General features: G+C 66.1%; 15 protein-coding genes and 3 tRNA genes. 2 read left to right on the top strand and 16 right to left on the bottom strand.

What is annotated here, in order from left to right; translation table 11 throughout:
* Positions 1–79: 79 nt before the first annotated feature.
* The 9 genes from D9R12_RS02110 to D9R12_RS02070 all read right to left on the bottom strand — a co-directional run bounded on the left by D9R12_RS02110 (position 80) and on the right by D9R12_RS02070 (position 9,164).
* Positions 80–457, bottom strand: coding sequence for a non-heme iron oxygenase ferredoxin subunit (locus D9R12_RS02110; RefSeq protein ID WP_244919611.1), 378 nt, complete (start codon positions 455–457; stop codon positions 80–82).
* Positions 458–490: 33 nt separating this feature from the next.
* Positions 491–1,507 (bottom strand): PdxA family dehydrogenase, encoded by a 1,017-nt coding sequence (locus D9R12_RS02105; protein ID WP_122227384.1) that lies wholly within the window; start codon positions 1,505–1,507, stop codon positions 491–493.
* Positions 1,504–2,559, bottom strand: a complete 1,056-nt coding sequence (locus D9R12_RS02100) for an amidohydrolase family protein (RefSeq protein ID WP_122227381.1) — start codon at positions 2,557–2,559, stop codon at positions 1,504–1,506. Before D9R12_RS02100 ends, D9R12_RS02105 begins: the two co-directional genes overlap by 4 nt.
* A gap of 106 nt (positions 2,560–2,665) precedes the next feature.
* Entirely contained in the window at positions 2,666–3,460 is a 795-nt protein-coding gene (locus D9R12_RS02095; protein WP_122227379.1) for an SDR family oxidoreductase, read from the bottom strand.
* Between the two features lie 4 nt (positions 3,461–3,464).
* Positions 3,465–4,388 carry a VOC family protein gene (locus D9R12_RS02090; protein WP_122227376.1) on the bottom strand — a complete coding sequence of 308 codons (924 nt, stop codon included), beginning with the start codon at positions 4,386–4,388 and terminating at the stop codon, positions 3,465–3,467.
* Positions 4,389–4,399: 11 nt separating this feature from the next.
* Positions 4,400–4,885, bottom strand: a complete 486-nt coding sequence (locus D9R12_RS02085) for an aromatic-ring-hydroxylating dioxygenase subunit beta (protein ID WP_122227373.1) — start codon at positions 4,883–4,885, stop codon at positions 4,400–4,402.
* A gap of 9 nt (positions 4,886–4,894) precedes the next feature.
* Positions 4,895–6,169, bottom strand: a complete 1,275-nt coding sequence (locus D9R12_RS02080; protein WP_122227370.1) for an aromatic ring-hydroxylating oxygenase subunit alpha — start codon at positions 6,167–6,169, stop codon at positions 4,895–4,897.
* A gap of 38 nt (positions 6,170–6,207) precedes the next feature.
* Complete coding sequence (locus D9R12_RS02075; RefSeq protein WP_170159106.1) at positions 6,208–8,151, bottom strand: DUF1302 domain-containing protein; 1,944 nt, start codon at positions 8,149–8,151, stop codon at positions 6,208–6,210.
* A gap of 128 nt (positions 8,152–8,279) precedes the next feature.
* Positions 8,280–9,164, bottom strand: coding sequence for an alpha/beta fold hydrolase (locus tag D9R12_RS02070; protein WP_122227365.1), 885 nt, complete (start codon positions 9,162–9,164; stop codon positions 8,280–8,282).
* 392 nt (positions 9,165–9,556) lie between these two features.
* On the opposite strand from D9R12_RS02070, the gene D9R12_RS15530 reads away from it, so the two are divergent.
* A complete protein-coding gene (locus tag D9R12_RS15530; protein WP_147475038.1) occupies positions 9,557–9,832 on the top strand; it encodes a hypothetical protein in 276 nt (91 codons plus the stop codon).
* Between the two features lie 74 nt (positions 9,833–9,906).
* Entirely contained in the window at positions 9,907–10,620 is a 714-nt protein-coding gene (locus D9R12_RS02065) for a nitroreductase (protein WP_122227362.1), read from the top strand.
* A gap of 87 nt (positions 10,621–10,707) precedes the next feature.
* Here D9R12_RS02065 and D9R12_RS02060 read toward each other — a convergent pair.
* The 7 genes from D9R12_RS02060 to kdsB form a co-directional block, all read right to left on the bottom strand.
* A tRNA-Gly gene (locus tag D9R12_RS02060) sits at positions 10,708–10,783 on the bottom strand.
* A 43-nt stretch (positions 10,784–10,826) separates the two neighbouring features.
* Positions 10,827–10,900: transfer RNA gene (locus D9R12_RS02055), tRNA-Cys, on the bottom strand.
* 105 nt (positions 10,901–11,005) lie between these two features.
* A tRNA-Gly gene (locus D9R12_RS02050) sits at positions 11,006–11,081 on the bottom strand.
* Positions 11,072–11,719 carry a CDP-diacylglycerol--glycerol-3-phosphate 3-phosphatidyltransferase gene (gene pgsA, locus D9R12_RS02045; protein ID WP_122227359.1) on the bottom strand — a complete coding sequence of 216 codons (648 nt, stop codon included), beginning with the start codon at positions 11,717–11,719 and terminating at the stop codon, positions 11,072–11,074. Before pgsA ends, D9R12_RS02050 begins: the two co-directional genes overlap by 10 nt.
* The gene (uvrC, locus tag D9R12_RS02040; RefSeq protein WP_122227356.1) at positions 11,716–13,668 is read right to left on the bottom strand and encodes an excinuclease ABC subunit UvrC; all 1,953 of its coding nucleotides are present in this window, start codon (positions 13,666–13,668) and stop codon (positions 11,716–11,718) included. The genes pgsA and uvrC overlap by 4 nt, the downstream gene beginning before the upstream one ends.
* Complete coding sequence (locus D9R12_RS02035) at positions 13,665–15,089, bottom strand: hypothetical protein (protein ID WP_014160639.1); 1,425 nt, start codon at positions 15,087–15,089, stop codon at positions 13,665–13,667. Before D9R12_RS02035 ends, uvrC begins: the two co-directional genes overlap by 4 nt.
* Positions 15,090–15,198: 109 nt before the next feature.
* Entirely contained in the window at positions 15,199–15,978 is a 780-nt protein-coding gene (gene kdsB / locus D9R12_RS02030) for a 3-deoxy-manno-octulosonate cytidylyltransferase (RefSeq protein ID WP_014160640.1), read from the bottom strand.
* Positions 15,979–15,982: the final 4 nt, after the last annotated feature.

Raw genomic sequence — 15,982 nt, 5'->3', positions numbered from 1 at the left:
GCGTGGCCTTGGGGGCCACTGCCAGTGGGTCGGCCAGGCGCCGCCTGGCCGACGGATAAATGGCCGCCGCCGTTTGCTTTCAGGCGGTGGCCGCTTGGGTGCAGGTCTGGCCGCAAAGTGGCGCCGCGCCGGATGCGTCGAGGTCGGCCAGCACGGCGCCGTTCTCCACGCAGGTGGGATAGACCCGCAATGCCTTGATGCAGGGAAATGCCGTGGCCTGGCCGGTACGGATGTCGAAGCGTCCGGCGTGAAACGGGCACTCGATTTCCCCGCCGATGATCTCGCCGTCCGAGAGCAACGCCGCGCCATGGGTGCAGGTGTCGTCCAGGACGAAGAACTCATCGCCCAGGCGCGCCACCGCGAGCGGTGGGTGGTCGGGCAGCACGACCGCCAGCGCCCGATCCTCGGGCACCTCGGCGGTGTGGGCGATGAAGCGGTAGGGGGCTTGCTGGTTCACCTCGGGATTCCTCGTTTCGATGATGGCGGCAGATCAATGCAGGTTGGCGAAGGCGTTGCCGGCGGCCAGGGAGCCGGCGGCGAGAATGGCGTTCAGGACCATGCTGTGGTCTGCCACGCCGCGGCCGACGATGTCGTACGCGGTCCCGTGCGCCACCGTGACCTGCGGATAGGGCGGCCCCAGAAAGAGCGCGACGTTGCCGGAGAAGCACGCGGTCTTGATCGCGATGTGGCCCTGGTCGTGGTACATGGCGAGCACCATGTCGTAATGCCCTTCCAGGCAATGGCGGAACACCGAATCAGGACTCACCGGCCCGGTCACGTCGATGCCCTCGCGCCGCGCGGCGGCGACACCGGGCGCGATCTCCTCGCTGTCCTCGGTGCCCTTGGCGTGCGGATTGAAACCGGCCACGACGATGCGCGGCGCGGCGATGCCCCACTGCCTCAGCGCGGCATCCATCTTGCGCAGGGTGAGCGCGATGAGATCCTTGTCGATCATCGCGGACACCTCGCGCAGCGGCATGTGGTCGGTGAGATGGGTGATGCGCAGCGCTCCGGAGAACAACACCAGGTAGGTTTCGCCCGGCTTGGCGGTGACGATGCGGTCGAGCATGCCGGCCATCTCCAGCGCGACTGCGCTCACCGGCGCCATTACCGTCGCCCCGAGCGCGCCCGCGCGGGCCAGTTGGTCGGCCTGCGCAAGCCACGTACCCACGGCGCGGCCGCTGGCAGCGGTGTCGCGGCCAGGCGTGATCGCAGCCGGATCGAGCGCGCCGCTGTCGATGATGTCCATCACCTGCGGATCGGCCTGCGCCATGTCCGGGGCAGCGATGGCGCGCACGCGCAGGTCGAGGCCGAGCGCGGCCACGGCGCGCTCCATCGCCGCGGCGCTGCCGATCAGAATCGGCCGGCACACCTGATGTAGACGCCCGCTGGCCCAGGACTTGGCGACCACCTCAGGACCGATGCCGTTGGCATCGCCGATCACGATGCCGACCGGCGCGCGGCGGGCAGGCTCGATGACCAGCGGTTCGTGGATCTGGGCATTCATGGGGCGTCTCCATCTTGTGGGTTTTGCAAAGAATGTGTCGCCGCCGCCGGCATGGAAGTGCCGTACAACCAGCGCCGCGCGTTGTGGTGGCGGACCGCCTCGCGCACTGGCTCGGGCAGCGCGGTCAGGCGCGCGACCGGATCGGCGTCCATGATCGCGAAGGGATAGTCGCTGCCGAGCAGCAGGCGTTCGGCGCCGAAGGTCGCAAGCAGATAGCCGAGCGTGGCCTCATCGTAGACCAGTGTGTCGTAGTACATGCGCCGGACGGCATCGAGCGGATCGAGCGCGATCGCCTGCGTGAGCATCGGAAAGCTCTTCCATGCATGTCGCAGGCGCGGCACCAGCAGGCCGAGCGTGCCGCCGCCATGGCTGAAGGCGATGCGCAAATCCGGGCAGGCCGCGAGCGTGCCGCCGGTGATCATCGAGGCCGCGGCAAGGCCTACTTCCCCGGGAAAGGCCAGCGCCTGCTCGAGTACCGGCGGCCCGACCAGGCGCTCCATCCCGCACGGCCGCAGCGCATGCACGAACACCGCCGCACCCCAGCGTTCGGCAGCCTGGAAGAAGGGCAGAAAGCGCGCATCGCCGATCGGCACGCCCTGGACATTGCTACCCAGTTCCACGCCGGCCAGGCCGAACTGGTGCAGCAGGATGTCCAGTTCCTCGATTGCACATTCGACGTCCTGCAACGGCACGGTGCCCAAGCCGGCGAAGCGTCTGGGCGCGGCCTGCACCAGCGTGGCGATGGATTCGTTGATGTAACGCGCGAGCGCCTGGCCGTCGTCGCCCTCCAGCCAATAGGAGAGCAGCTCGGGCATCGGCGAGAGCACCTGCATGCCAAGCCCCATGCGTTCCATGTCGGCGCTGCGCACCTCGGTATCCCAGCACTGGTGCGACACCGTGCGATAGACCGCACCGTCCAGCATCACGTGGCGATGACAAGGCTGCCCCTCGACCATCGACGGCCAGCGCACGCCTGCGCGCAGGCCGCGATAGGGCGGGAAATCGCGCGGCACGACGTGGGTATGTACATCGATGGCGTCGTACGTACTCATGGCTTTGTCTCAAGGTCAGACGCACGTGCGGCCATGCCCGCCTTGATATATTGGGCGGTAGGCCTTGGGACCGGAAAAAGGCAATCGCGCTGACCGTGCATGGCATTCACAGCATCGTGCTGCCACCGTTGACGCTGATGACCTGGCCGGTGACGAACGAGGCCTCGGCACCGGCGAGATAGGTCACCATCGAGGCCACCTCGGCCATCTCGCCTGCCCGTCCCATCGGTATGACGCTGACGAAGCGCTCCACCATCGCCGGATACTGCTTGGCGATGCCGGCTAGTTGCGGCGTGTTGACCGCGCACGGGGCCACCGTATTGATGGTGATGCCGACGTCGGCGAATTCGCGGGCGAGCCCTGTGGTCAGGCCATGCACGCCACCCTTGGCGGCGTTGTAGGCGGCGTGGTCCCACAGGCCGTTGCGCACCGAGTCGGCGCCGATGTTGACGATGCGCCCGTAGCGGCGCTCCTTCATCAGCGGGATCACCGCGCGACAGCACCACAGCGCCGTCCACAGGTTGCGGTCGATGGTTTGCCTGAGCGTCTGCGGCGTGTGCGAGAGGAATGGCAGGATGACCCCGCCGCCGGCGTTGTTGACCAGGATGTCGATGCGGCCGAATGCGTCCATCGCCCGCGCCGCCAATGCCGTGGCGGTTTCCTCCAGCGCCAGATCGCCGGCCAAGGCCACGGCCTCGGCGCCTATGCCGCGCAGCGTGCCGGTGGCCTCTTCCAGCCGCGCAGCATCGGCGTCGGCGACCACCAGCGCGGCGCCATCGCGTCCCAGCCGCAGGGCGATCTCAAGGCCGATGCCACCAGCCGCGCCGGTGACGATGGCCACCCGCCCCTCGTGCGGCCGCGCGCGGCTGGCCCAGGCTGGACTCCCCACTGGCGTGCTCATGTGCTCAGGCCTCCTCCTGCGCTCGCTCGTGCTCGATCGGCCCGACCTTGCCGAACTCGGGCTTGGGCAGGCCGCCCCACAGGTCGAGCGAGAGCGGATGTGGCTCGAGCACGCGCGGCTCGCGGTAGTCGTGCTCGGGGAACTCCTCCATACCGAAGCTGTATTCGACGGTCATGCCATCCGGATCTAGGAAATAGAGGAAGATGCTGCCCGAGGGCTTGTGCCGGCCTGGCCCGAACACGATCGGCACCTGTGCCTTGTTGAGCCGGTTCACCGCCACGCCGATGTCGTCGACATCGCTGACCATGAAGTTGACGTGGTTGAGGTGGTTGCCGCCGGCAGAACGGCCGACCGCGAAGGTGTGATGGTAGGGATTGGGCTGGCAGCGCATAAACACCACTGCACCCTGGACGAAGTCGGAGATGGCAAAGCCGAGGTTCTCGTGCAGGAACCTCGCCATCTCCTCGAAACGCTCGACTGCCAGCACCACGTGACCAAGCCGCGCGATCTTGGCCAGGTGCGGAACGAACGGCTGCGCCATCTGCAGCATGCGCGTGTACAGCTCCATGGTCACGCCCGAATGCGGCTCAACGAAGCGTAGGCCGTCCTCCTGGCGCAGCAGCGCGCGCTCCTCCTTGCTGATGTCCTCAACGGTAAGGCCGAGTCCTTCCAGATGCCGGCGCGCACGGTCAATCTCGTGCTGGCTCTCAAGCTCGAAGCCGATGCGCTTGAGGCCGGGCTGGTCATTGGGATAGAGCACGATGTTGTGGTGGTCTGAGCTGCAGCGCAGGAAGGCCGGGCCGTCGCCGGGGATGGAGCCGGAAACTTCGAGCCCGACGATGTCGGTATAGAAGGCGACCGACCGGTTGATGTCGGTGACGTTCAACGCGACGTAGCCAAGCTTGCGGTAACGGAAGGGAATACTCATGACAAATGTCCTTAAAGGATGATGCTGACGCGCCCGTGCGGACGCAGCGAGTCCAGATCCAGCGTGCAACGCTTGCTGCGGATGCGCAGCCCGGAGGCGGTGCGCACTAGCTGGTAGTCGCTGATGCCGATGTAGGTGTCGGTGTGGCCGGATTTGGAGCGATAGGTGACGAACACGGCGCTAGCCTGGCAGTGATCGCCGTCGCTCGCCAGGATGCGCACGTTGCTGACCACGTGCCGGGTCTTGGGCCGCGGGTATTCGGCGTGCGCTGTTTTCTTGAGTAGGCGTTTGACGCGCTCGGAAAGCCGGAAGGCGTCGTCGGCGATATAGAACAGGTTGGTGCTCGCCTGGGCGTCGCGCGGCAGGTCGGTCGAGGGGACTTCGTAGCGCGCGTCCTCGGTGAACAGGGCCAGCCACTCCGTAAGTTTCCAGTTATCCAGCAGCTCGGCTTCTGCGTAGAAGAAGTCTTCGAGTTCAGGGCGGGTGAAGGTTTGCATGGCCACTCCTCAGCGAACGTTGTTGACGTGGTTCATGCAAGCCTCCCAGCCACGCCAGAAGCCGCGCATCTGCTCCTCATCGTCAGCAGACGGCACGGACTTGCCCATGCCCTTGGAGATGTCGTTCCAGGGCACCTGGTCGGCATTGCTGAAACCCGTCTGGCAGTTCTGCAGCGCCTCCACGTCGTCGGGCGTGGCAAAGCCGCCGGGGCCGATGAATTCGAGGAAGTTTTCCAACCGCGCCTTGCGCGCCGCCTCGGTTTCCTCCGCGGGGGCCATTGCCCATGCGTTGACGTGCAGCAGGTCCGGCCTCAGCGGGTAGAACGTGCGCACCGTGATCGCCATGATGTCATTGATGATGAGGTTGGGAAAAATGAGCAGGTTACGGTTCTTGAGCGCGATTCGCTTGGCCCGCTCCTCGCCATACCGTTCGGTCAGCCTGGCGACGATGCGGGCAATCTCGGCCTTGCCGCTCTCGCCCCACGCCGGAATCCACTGCCCGATCGGCCGGCCCCAGGGCGCCGAATACTCGATCACCGCATGTCCGTTGCCGAGGTCACGCCCTTCGCCGGCTACCCCGGTCGCGGCCAAGGCACCGGCGGTGCCCTTGAGGTAGTCCATATAGGTGGCGTGGGTGGTCGCGGCGTGGTAGCCATCGATGCTGTTCTCGACCAGCAGCTTCCAATTGGCATTGATGCTGTACTCCTGCGTTCCGCCGAGTATCACCATGCCCGATTCGCTCTGGTCCACGATGAGGTCGATGTATTCGCGCGCCGCGCCGAGATAGGTCGCAAGATCGACCGCATCCTTGTCGAAGCAGACGAAGTACAGGCCGCGGTACTCCTCCAGCCGCGGGGGGGGCTTGAGGTTGGCCTGGCCGCCTTCGTTGAAGTCCGGCGCATAAGAATCGTGCCCCGGCTGATCGGCGATCTTGCCGTTGTCGTCGAAAACCCAGCCGTGGTAGATGCACTGGAAGTGCTTGGCGCTGCCGGATTTCTCCCGACACACAGTCGCGCCACGGTGCGGGCAGGTATTAAGGAAGGCGCGCACCTGGCCCTTTTGATTACGGTTGAAGATCAGCGTCCGTCCCGCCACCGTGCGAGTGACGTACTGGCCGGGCTTGGCGATCTCCGAACCATGTCCCAGATAGAGCCAGCAGCGGTTGAAGATGTGCTCGCGCTCTGCCTCGAGCACTTTCGGATTGACGAAAGCGGCGCGCGGCACCTTGAACGTGTTGCTGCGGGTATCCACCCGCAGCACGGTGAGATTTGAAAGATCATGCATAGCTATGTCTCCTGTTTGCCCTACCACGGGGAGCGCCGTCAGAAGGTCGCGCCGACGGCCAGATTGATGAAATCCCGATCACGCAAGGTGTTGTAGCGCGCGCCGTCGATCCAGTTTCCGTAGTTGACGGAAACGAAGTATTTCTTCGCGTACTCGCCGGTCAGGCCGAGCACGTATTGCTTGCGTCCCTTGTTGAGCTGATTGTCCACCGAGAAGCCACGCACGTCGTGGCTCCATGTCAGTGAAGGCGAGATCACCCAGCCACGCGGCGCCGGGTAACTGAGTTGCCCGCGCAGACGGTAACCCCAGGAATTGCGGGTATAGAACCCCTCGTTGAAGCAGCCATAGGGGTCGCCGATCGGCGAACATGTTTCTTCTGGAAAGAACGGTGCATAGCCGCTATGGAAGCTGCGACCGAAGCGAAGCTCGTTGACCGAAGGCAGGTTGACATGTTCCCACACCGCCTCGCCGGCCACCATGGCCGAGGAAGCACCGAGCACGCCCTTGAACATGCGCATCGCGTTGACCTGCGCCTGAGTCTTGTCGAAGCGCTTGTAGCCCAGGAAGCTCGTGCCAGGCGTGCTCGTCCATCCTGCCGCCAACGGGCCGGTGTTTCGCAGGAAAGCAAACAGCATGTCGGCTATGTTGTACTGGACCGGCAGGTCCTTCGAATAGGAGACCTCGGCCGCCACCTTCCACTGCCCCAGATTGGTCGCTGCGGACAGACCGGTGATCTTGATCCCGTCCGGGTAGTTCCAGAACATGCGGTAGGAGCGCAAGATGTTGACCGGCAGCAACAGCCCTTTCGGCAGCCCGGCTGCGAGCAGCGCGTTGTCGACTTCGGGGTAGACAGTACCCGGCAGGTCGTGCAGCGTGACCGCGTAGTACGGCGAGCGCGAATTGATGCTCATGTAGTACGCGCCGAAATCGGTCTTGATGCTCTCGGCGGTATAATGGACCGAAAGGCCGTATTGGCCGCCATCGGCGCCGTAGTCATCCTGCGCCCTGGGCGTGACCGCACCCACCGAGACGTTGAAGCCGTCGCTCAGCCACGCCTGAGACCCGGGCAGGTTGGCCGCGGTATCGGCATTGAAGGGATAGGCCAGGTTGGCGGTGGCGCCGCCGCAGCCCATGTCGAACCCGAGGTCGATACCGCTGAAGAAGGTTCCGCACGGGTCGTATTCGTTGGGCCGCCACTTCCACTGCCAGAAGGCCTCCACCCGCCATGCCTTGCCGAAGGTGAGATTGCCAAAGACCATCTCCACCGGTAGCTGGCCCTCGGTCCGAGGATCGGTACCGACCCGGCGCAGGGTGGTGAAATCGATTGGGTTAATCTGGTTGATGTTGTTGACGAAGAGATCCTCGCCCCACTTGATGCTCTGCTTGCCGACGCGCAGATCGAAGGCGGCCTGTGGGCCTAGATCGAAATGCCCGTAGGCATAGGCGTTGAGCCACATGAACCCGGAAAACTTGTTGCTCCGGTCCAGGCCCCGATCACTCAGCGGACTATCCGGACGGAAGTTGTTCGGCCAGTTGCCCTGCGGCACATCATGATTCTCGAGCACATTGTCGTACCACACGCGGGCGCTGACGTTGAGGCCGTAGTTCTTGTGTTTGAGGTCGACTCCGGTCGTGGCCTTGTACAGGTTGGAATACATATCGCCCTGGCCAAAGTTGAGGTTGCCGTCGTCCGACTCGTCCGACCCCACACCTCCCTTTGGCTTTCCATCAGATGTAAAGCCCTTGCCGGTCATGAACCGCGACGGCTTGTTGAGGCGCCAGCCGGCCCCCGCGACCACGCGCGTGGTCACCTTGCCCTCGATCTCCCCATCGGCCAAGGTGAAGTCGACGGCATGGGCACGCAGGGTCGGCACCAAGCCAAGCAGCAGCGCGCTGCCATAGCCAAAGGCCCTTGCGCCCAGGCGAACACCAAGCGCATGCCCGAGCGTCGGACAACCCTTTCGACCGATACCACGATCCATACAATATGTATGCTGTTGCATTGCACTCCCCCCTCCCAATGATCATTTAGTGGTTTAGCGACTCTCTTTCTTTTCCTGTACCCAGCGCCCCTTGACTGCTTGCGTTCCTCACGTAGGCGACGGCCTTTTCAGCCTGCCGACTTGCGCAGGAAGGCCAGATGCGCCGCATTGAAATTTTCCGGTTCCTCCCACTGCGGCCAGTGCGCGCTGTTCTCGAGCACGACCAGTTCGGCGCGCGGAATATGCTTCATCGCCTCGCGGGCCAGCTCGACTGGCTGGCCGGGGTTGTGGCGCGTCCACAGCACCAGCGTCGGGCACTGGATGTCGCGCATGACCTCGGAGTTCATCCAGCGCCGGCAGAAGGCCTCGTCGGTGACGCCGCCGAGCACGGTGGCGGCGATCTTGCCCATGACCTGGGCCATGCCCGGCTGGCTGTAAATCTTGAAGCGGATGTCGATGATCTCGTCGGTGAGGGTCTTTTCCGGCTCGAACATGAGCCACTGCATGCGTGCCTTCACCGTGTCACGGGTGAGCTGCCCGGCGGCCTTCTTCGAACGTTCCAGCACGTCCAGCAGCTCGGCGCGACCCTTGTCGTTGGGCGGCGCGAGAATGCCGGTGTTCATCACCAGGCTGGCGACCCGCTGCGGATGGCGGATCGCCGTCCAGGCCGAGACCATTGCGCCGAGCGATTCGCCGGACAGGCTGGCGCGCTCGGCACCGATCGCGTCCAGGAAGGCGATCACATGGTCGGACCACAGCGCCATCGTGTAATCGGCATCGGCCGGCTTGTCGGTCAAGCCGTGGCCCAACATGTCGATCGAATAGACGTGGAAATGCTTGGCATGCTCGGCGATGTTGCGCATGTAGGCCTCGGCATGCCCGCCGGTGCCGTGCAGGAACACCAGCGGCGCGCCCTCGCCCGCCTCCAGCACGCGTGTGCGGTAGCCGCCCGCGGTATAAAACGTCTGCTGGAACGGAACGCCAAGCAGATCGGTCCAAATCGATGAATTCATGCGCTACTCCGTCATAGTTAAGATGCGAGCCAGGTGGCATCCGCGGTCTTGCAGCAGGCCGTGCGCGCTCGCCGACGCCGCCTCATAAAGCGTGTCCGTCGTCCGTCTGCCTTGATACGCCCGACGCGAGCCAGCGAGAGCGCGCGTTTAGCAACTCTCGACAGATGATCTGCCGGCGCCGATTGTCGACATTTGGAAAAACATCCGCGTTATTGGTCGATAATCAATATTCGCCCCGGGCGCGCCCGTGAGTCACGCTGCACCGCGTCACGTCGCCTCCACACACACCGCTCGCGGCGACGTTCAGCGTGTAAGCTCATGCAAAAAAGGGAAATGACGCCTTCGCGGGGGCGGACCTGCTCGCATTGCCATCCACTCGCAAAGAGCAGGCCTTGCTGCGCGCCTTGCAACGACCTGAATTCAACATCCGCGGCGTGCGCCGGACAGACTTGAAACTCCATGTCCCGCAACTCTCGCTCTCGGCCCTCTCCCGCCAATTGCACCGCTTGCGCCTGCGCGGAATCATCAAACGCGCCACCGGCACCTTCCGCTACTACCTCACCCGCCTCGGCCGCGCCGCCACCGCAGCCTGCTGCCGCATCACCGAGTGCATCCTTGTCCCGGCTCTCGCAGAACACCCAACTCTTCTCCAAAATCGTCAAGACTGAACTCGTAAGGACTAACCACCCATAGACCCGCAAGCGCGCCCTGGCCGGGCGCCTGCTTCACACAGGACTGCACCATGCATGTCGATGACGCCATTGGCTCGCGCAAATCCGTTCGCCGTTTCCTGCCCCTCGAGGTTCCCCGTTCCGTGGTCGAGCACATCCTGCAGGTGGCTGCCCGTGCTCCGAGCGGCAACAACGTGCAACCCTGGCACGTGCATGTGCTGGCCGGCGATGCCAAGCAGGCCCTGTGCGCGGATATCCGGGCGGCCGCCGAATCCGGGCAGACGCACCAAGCCGAGTACCGCTACTACCCGGACAGCTGGTTCGAGCCCTATCAGGGCCGGCGCCGCGCGAACGGCTTCGGTCTTTACGAAACGCTCGGCATCGCCCGCGACGACCTGCAGGCACGCAAGCGCCAGATGCTTCGCAATTACCAGTTCTTCGATGCCCCGGTGGGTCTGCTGGTCAGCCTCGACCGCCGCCTGAACACCGGCAGCTACATGGATCTGGGCATGTTCATCCAGAACATCCTGCTCGCAGCCCGTGGCCAGGGGCTGCATACCTGCGCCCAGGCCGCGTTCGCCTGGTACCACCGGATCGTCCGCCAGCATGTCCCGATGCCCGACGAGCAGCTCCTGGTCTGCGGCATCGCCCTGGGCCACGAAGATCCGAACGCGGCGGAGAACACGTTCAGAACCCCGCGCGAACCGGTCGCCGGCTTCGCCACCTTTCACGGCTTTCAAGTGCAGGAACAGGAGCAGGAACTCGCTCCGCCGGCGCGCCCGTGAGCGCGCCATCGCTGCAACGAAAAAAGGAGCCGAAGCTCCTTTTCTCCATCGTCCACGGGCGTCGGTGAAGCCTGTGGATCATGCATCTGGAGCGGGATAAGAGACTCGAACTCTCGACCTCGACCTTGGCAAGGTCGCGCTCTACCAACTGAGCTAATCCCGCGGATGACACGCAAGTCCGGCGAACCGGGCTTCATTGCAAGTTGTGGAGGCCTGGGTCGGAATCGAACCGGCGTACGCGGATTTGCAGTCCGCTACATGACCACTCTGCCACCAGGCCGGTGACGCGCGGTTGGCCTTTCGACCTTCCGACAAAACAAAACCCCGGTGAGGGGTTCCATTGACGCCCTTGAAGCAAGCCAGCCTTCAGGCGCGTCTTGAAACATGGAGCGGGATAAGAGACTCGAACTCTCGACCTCAACCTTGGCAAGGTTGCGCTCTACCAACTGAGCTAATCCCGCGTTTCGAGAGGCGAAATTGTAGTGTCTTTCCTGCCGCTGTCAACGGCCGCCTGCTCGTCCTGGCGCAAGCTCGGCCAGGCGGCCCGCAGGTATTGGTAGCCGGAGAACAGGGTCAGCAGCGCGGCCACCGCCAGCAGCCAGTCGCCGAGGTGGAACACCGGCACGCTCATCCAGATGTCGCTCAGGCCATGGCTGGCCGGGCGCACCGAATACAGCAGGCAGGCCAGCGCGATCATCTGCACGGTGGTCTTGACCTTGCCGATCCAGGCCACCTTGACCTTGCCGCGCTGGCCGATCTCGGCCATCCATTCGCGCAGTGCGGACACGGCGATCTCGCGACCGACGATCACCGCCGCCCAGAACGCCATCCACGGGGTGGGATGGCCCTGCACGATCAGGAACAGCGCCACGGCCACCATCAGCTTGTCGGCCACCGGGTCCAGGAACGCGCCGAAGGCCGAGGACTGGTGCCAGCGGCGCGCGATCCAGCCGTCGAGCCAGTCGGTCACCGCCGCCACGGTGAACACCGTGACCGAGGCGATGCTGGTCCACCAGAACGGCAGGTAGAAGACCACCACCAGCACCGGGATCAGCACGATCCGGAGCAGGGTCAGCCAGGTGGGGATGGTCAACTTCATGTTCGATCGGGCCCGGGCACGGTGGGATTGGCCGGTGCAGACAGCCCGTGCAGGTTAGCGTAGATGCGCTCGGCCAGCGCGTGATTGATTCCTTCCACGCGCGCGATCTGCTCCACGCCGGCGGCCTTGAGCCCGGACAATCCGCCGAAATGCTTGAGCAAGTTGGCCCGGCGGCGCGGGCCGATGCCGGCGATGTCCTCCAGTTTGGAGGTCATGCGCGCCTTCTGCCGCTTGCCGCGGTGGCCGGTGATGGCAAAGCGGTGCGCCTCGTCGCGCACCTGCTGGACCAGCTGCAGCGCCGGCGAGGCCGCGCCGGGATTGACCTGGCGACCATCGGCCAGGATCAGGGTCTCATGGCCGGCGCGGCGCTCCACGCCCTTGGCCACACCGACCAGGGTCACGCCATCCACACCCAGGTCGGCCAGCGCGGCGCGGGCCTGGTTGAGCTGGCCGGTGCCACCGTCGATCAGCAGCACGTCCGGCAACATCCTGCCCGACTGGCCCTCGCCGGCCGCGCCCGGGCCTTGGTCGGCGCGCGAACCCGTGCTTCGCAAGCGCGCCTGCTCACCCTCCTCCATCGCCCGGCGGAAGCGACGCTCGATCGCCTGGCGCATGGCCGCATAGTCGTCCCCGGGCGCGATCCCGGTGATGTTGAAGCGCCGGTACTGCGAGCGCACCGGGCCGTTTTGGTCGAACACCACACACGAGGCCACGGTCGCCTCGCCCATGGTGTGGCTGATGTCGAAGCACTCGATCCGCTGGGCCGGCTCGGACAGGCCCAGCAGCTCCTGCAACGCGGCACTGCGTGCGCTCTGGGCGTTGCGGCTGGTCATCTCGGTGGCCAGGGTGATCTCGGCATTGCGCCTGGCCAGGTCCAGGTAGCCGGCGCGTTCGCCGCGCACGTTCCACTTCAGCTGCACCTTGCGGTTGGCGGCGGTGCTGAGCGCGGCCTCGATCAGCTCGGCCTCGGGAATCTCGCGGTCCAGCAGGATCTCGCGCGGGGCCAGCTGCTCGGCGTAGTACTGGGAAACGAAGGCGGCCAGCACTTCCTCGGCGCTCTCCTCGCCGTTGGTGCGTGGATAAAAGGCGCGCGTGCCCAGGTTGCGGCCGTCGCGAAAGGCCAGCAGCAGCACGCAGGCGGTGCTGCCGTGCATCGCGCAGGCCAGCGCGTCCAGGTCGGCCGCGTGGCCGTCCACGTACTGGCGCGACTGCATGCCGCGCAGCCGCTGGAGCAGGTCGCGCAGGCGCGCGGCTTCCTCGAAGTCCAGTCTGGCGGCGGCGCGCTCCATTTCGGCAGTCAGCTCATCGCTGAGTTCGTCGCTGCGCCCGCCCAGAAAGAGCGAAGCGCGATGCACCGACTGGTCATAGTCGGCCTGGCTCACCAGGCCCACGCACGGCGCGGTGCAGCGGCCGATCTGGAACTGCAGGCACGGCCGGGTGCGGTTGCGGAACACGCTGTCCTCGCAGTTGCGCAACTTGAACAGCTTCTGCATCAGGTTGAGCGTGTCGCGCACCGCGCCGGCACTGGCATACGGGCCGAAGTAACGCCCCTGGATCGCGCGCGGGCCGCGATGCAGGGCAATCCGCGGGAACTCCTCGCCGGTCAGCAGCACGTAGGGATAGCTCTTGTCATCGCGCAGGGACACGTTGTAGCGCGGCGCCAGCGACTTGATCAGCTGGTTTTCCAGCAGCAAGGCTTCGGATTCGGTGCCGGTGACGGTCACGTCCATGCGCGCGATCTGGGCGATCATCGCCAGCGTGCGCGGGTTGCGCGGGGCGTTGTTGAAATAGCTGCCAACCCGGTTGCGCAGCGCGCGCGCCTTGCCCACGTACAGCAGCGTGTCGTCGGCTGCGTACATGCGATAGACGCCAGGCGCGGTGCTCAGGCCAGCGGCGAAGGCCTTGCCGTCGAAGGGGTGTTCCGGGTTTTGCACAGCGTGACGGCTCATTCGTCGATCGGGACCTGGGTCAGCGTGTTGCTTGCCAGGTCCAGGCACAGCACCGCATGGGCATCGGTTTCGCAGATCCACAGCTTGCCACCGAAGGCAGCCACGCCGGCCGGGCCGGCCAGCTTGCGCAGGTCCAGCCGGGTGACCACCCCGCCACCCAGGCGCAGGCTGCGGATGCAGCCGTTGCCGGTGTCGGCGATCCACAGCAGCGGCGCATCCGGATCCAGCGCCAGGGCCTCCGGCGCCTGCAGCCGCGCCTGCTGGCGCTGGCCGTCGGCATCGCCGAATTCCCACATGCCCTGCCCGACCAGGGTCTGGGTCAGGTCGCCGCGCAGCTGCACGCCGCGAATCGAGGAGCCCAGGGTATCGGCCACATACAGCGCCTGCTGGACCTGGGCCAGGCCAGAGGGCTGGGCGAAGCTGGCCAGGATCCCGGCGCCGTCGCGCTGGCCCAGCTGGCCCGAGCCGGCCCGGCATTCCAGTATCCCCAGGCCGGCGCTCTGGTTCCAGGTCCAGATGCGGTTGTCACCGGCCAGGGTCAGGTGCAGGTAGCTGTTGCCGGCCACCAGCGCGGTTGGCGAGGGCAGCGAGACATCCTGCAGCGACTGGATCGGGCCTTCGGCCGGGGTGCGGGTGAGACGATTGCCCAGCACGGTCTGGACCGCGCCGCTGCGCAGGTTGATCCGGCGCAGCAGGTGGTTGCCGGTATCGGCCACGTAGAGTTCCTCGCGCAGCAGCGACAGGCCATTGGGCCGGCAGAAGCTGGCGATTTCCGGCTCGCCGTCCAGCGCGTCGGCGGTGCCATTGCCGAACCGGCGTAGCACCCGGCCGGCGTGGGTGCATTCCAGGATCTGATGGTGGCCGGTGTCGGCCACGTACAGGCGCTCGGCGGTGACGACCAGGCCAGTGGGAAAGCGCAGCGGCGCGCGTGGCTCGGGGTTGGTTTCGACGGCGCGCGTGGTGCCCGGCGGCTCGAGGACCTGCTCGCACAATGCGCTCACCGCCGCTTCCAGTGCTCCCACGCCGGGCGTGCCGACGATGCGATCGGCCAGCATGCCGTGCGCGTCGATCAGCACCACCGTGGGCCAGGACTCGATGTTGAAGCGCTGCCAGGCATGCCAGTCCCGGTCGTGCGCGACCGGCAGGCTCACCCCATGCCGGCGCAGGCGCTTGAGCGTGGCCAGCGGATCGCGGTGCGCATCGAAGCGCGGCTGGGCCAGGATCCGCACCTGCAGGCGACCGCGGTAGCGCCGTTCCAGCACGGCCAGGTCGGCCAGGCGCTGCATGCACCAGGCCGAGGCAGGATCGACGAAGGCCAACGCCACCACGCTGCCCTGCAGTGATCGCAGTTCGGTGGGGGCGGCATTGAGCCAGTGCAGGCCGTGGGGAAAGTCCGGTGCGTGGAGGGGCGTCATGTGCATGAGATTATGCCGGAGCCCGGTCCACCCGATCGGCGCGCGCCGACCGCCTGGACGGCCGGATCGACCCATCGCCAGACATCGACATCACCTGCGCACCCTGCCGCCTCGATCACGCCAGACCATCCAGATGGCGCTGGGCGCGTTCCAGGTCCTCGAGTGTATCCACGCCGGGCGGAAACGCGACCGGGGTCAGCGCCACGGCAATCCTGAAGCCCGCTTCCAGCGCGCGCAGTTGTTCGAGCGACTCGGTCCGCTCCAGCCGCCCCGGCGGCAATGCAGCAAACTGGCGCAGGAACCCGGCGCGGTAGGCATAGATGCCGATGTGGCGCAGGAACGGCGCCGCCGATTCCGGCAACACCTGGCGGCTGCGGGCGAACCCGTCGCGATGCCACGGCAGCGGCGCCCGGCTGAAATACAGCGCATCGCCGCGCGCGTCGGTGACCAGCTTGACCGTGTTGGGGTCGAAGAGCTGCGCGGCCTGCTCGATCGGGGTGGCCAGCGTGGCCATGGGATGGCCGCTGGACGACAGTGCCGCGGCCACCGCGCGGATGCCTTCGGGTGGGGCGAACGGCTCATCGCCCTGCAGGTTCACCACCAGGGCGCCATCGCCCCAGCCGGCGATCCGGGCGCATTCGGCCAGACGGTCGCTGCCGGAGGCGTGGCCGGTCGCGGTCATCGCCACCTGCACGCCCTGCCCGTCCAGTACCCGCGCCACGCGTTCGTCGTCGGTGGCCACCCACACCTGGTGCGCGCCCGCGGCCAGGGCGCGCTCGGCCACGTGCAGCACCAGCGGCCGGCCGCCCAGCAGGCGCAGCGGCTTGCCCGGCAGGCGCGAGGCATCGTGCCGCGCGGGAATGGCGACGACGAAGGGTTCGTTCAGCTCAGGCATGCAG

Origin of the sequence: Pseudoxanthomonas spadix (genome assembly GCF_003703395.1) — a bacterium.
Taxonomy (GTDB): domain Bacteria; phylum Pseudomonadota; class Gammaproteobacteria; order Xanthomonadales; family Xanthomonadaceae; genus Pseudoxanthomonas_A; species Pseudoxanthomonas_A spadix.
This window is presented reverse-complemented; position numbering and strand designations above follow the sequence as displayed.

Excerpts from the sequence above, each read along its gene's own strand:
- D9R12_RS02090 (WP_122227376.1), bottom strand. The coding sequence starts at position 4,388 with ATGAGTATTCCCTTCCGTTACCGCAAGCTTGGCTACGTCGCGTTGAAC.
- D9R12_RS02100 (WP_122227381.1), bottom strand. The coding sequence starts at position 2,559 with ATGAGTACGTACGACGCCATCGATGTACATACCCACGTCGTGCCGCGC.
- D9R12_RS02095 (WP_122227379.1), bottom strand. The coding sequence starts at position 3,460 with ATGAGCACGCCAGTGGGGAGTCCAGCCTGGGCCAGCCGCGCGCGGCCG.
- uvrC (WP_122227356.1), bottom strand. The coding sequence starts at position 13,668 with ATGAGCCGTCACGCTGTGCAAAACCCGGAACACCCCTTCGACGGCAAG.
- D9R12_RS02070 (WP_122227365.1), bottom strand. The coding sequence starts at position 9,164 with ATGAATTCATCGATTTGGACCGATCTGCTTGGCGTTCCGTTCCAGCAG.
- pgsA (WP_122227359.1), bottom strand. The coding sequence starts at position 11,719 with ATGAAGTTGACCATCCCCACCTGGCTGACCCTGCTCCGGATCGTGCTG.
- D9R12_RS02080 (WP_122227370.1), bottom strand. The coding sequence starts at position 6,169 with ATGCATGATCTTTCAAATCTCACCGTGCTGCGGGTGGATACCCGCAGC.
- D9R12_RS02085 (WP_122227373.1), bottom strand. The coding sequence starts at position 4,885 with ATGCAAACCTTCACCCGCCCTGAACTCGAAGACTTCTTCTACGCAGAA.
- D9R12_RS02075 (WP_170159106.1), bottom strand. The coding sequence starts at position 8,151 with ATGGATCGTGGTATCGGTCGAAAGGGTTGTCCGACGCTCGGGCATGCG.
- D9R12_RS02035 (WP_014160639.1), bottom strand. The coding sequence starts at position 15,089 with ATGCACATGACGCCCCTCCACGCACCGGACTTTCCCCACGGCCTGCAC.
- kdsB (WP_014160640.1), bottom strand. The coding sequence starts at position 15,978 with ATGCCTGAGCTGAACGAACCCTTCGTCGTCGCCATTCCCGCGCGGCAC.
- D9R12_RS02065 (WP_122227362.1), top strand. The coding sequence starts at position 9,907 with ATGCATGTCGATGACGCCATTGGCTCGCGCAAATCCGTTCGCCGTTTC.
- D9R12_RS02105 (WP_122227384.1), bottom strand. The coding sequence starts at position 1,507 with ATGAATGCCCAGATCCACGAACCGCTGGTCATCGAGCCTGCCCGCCGC.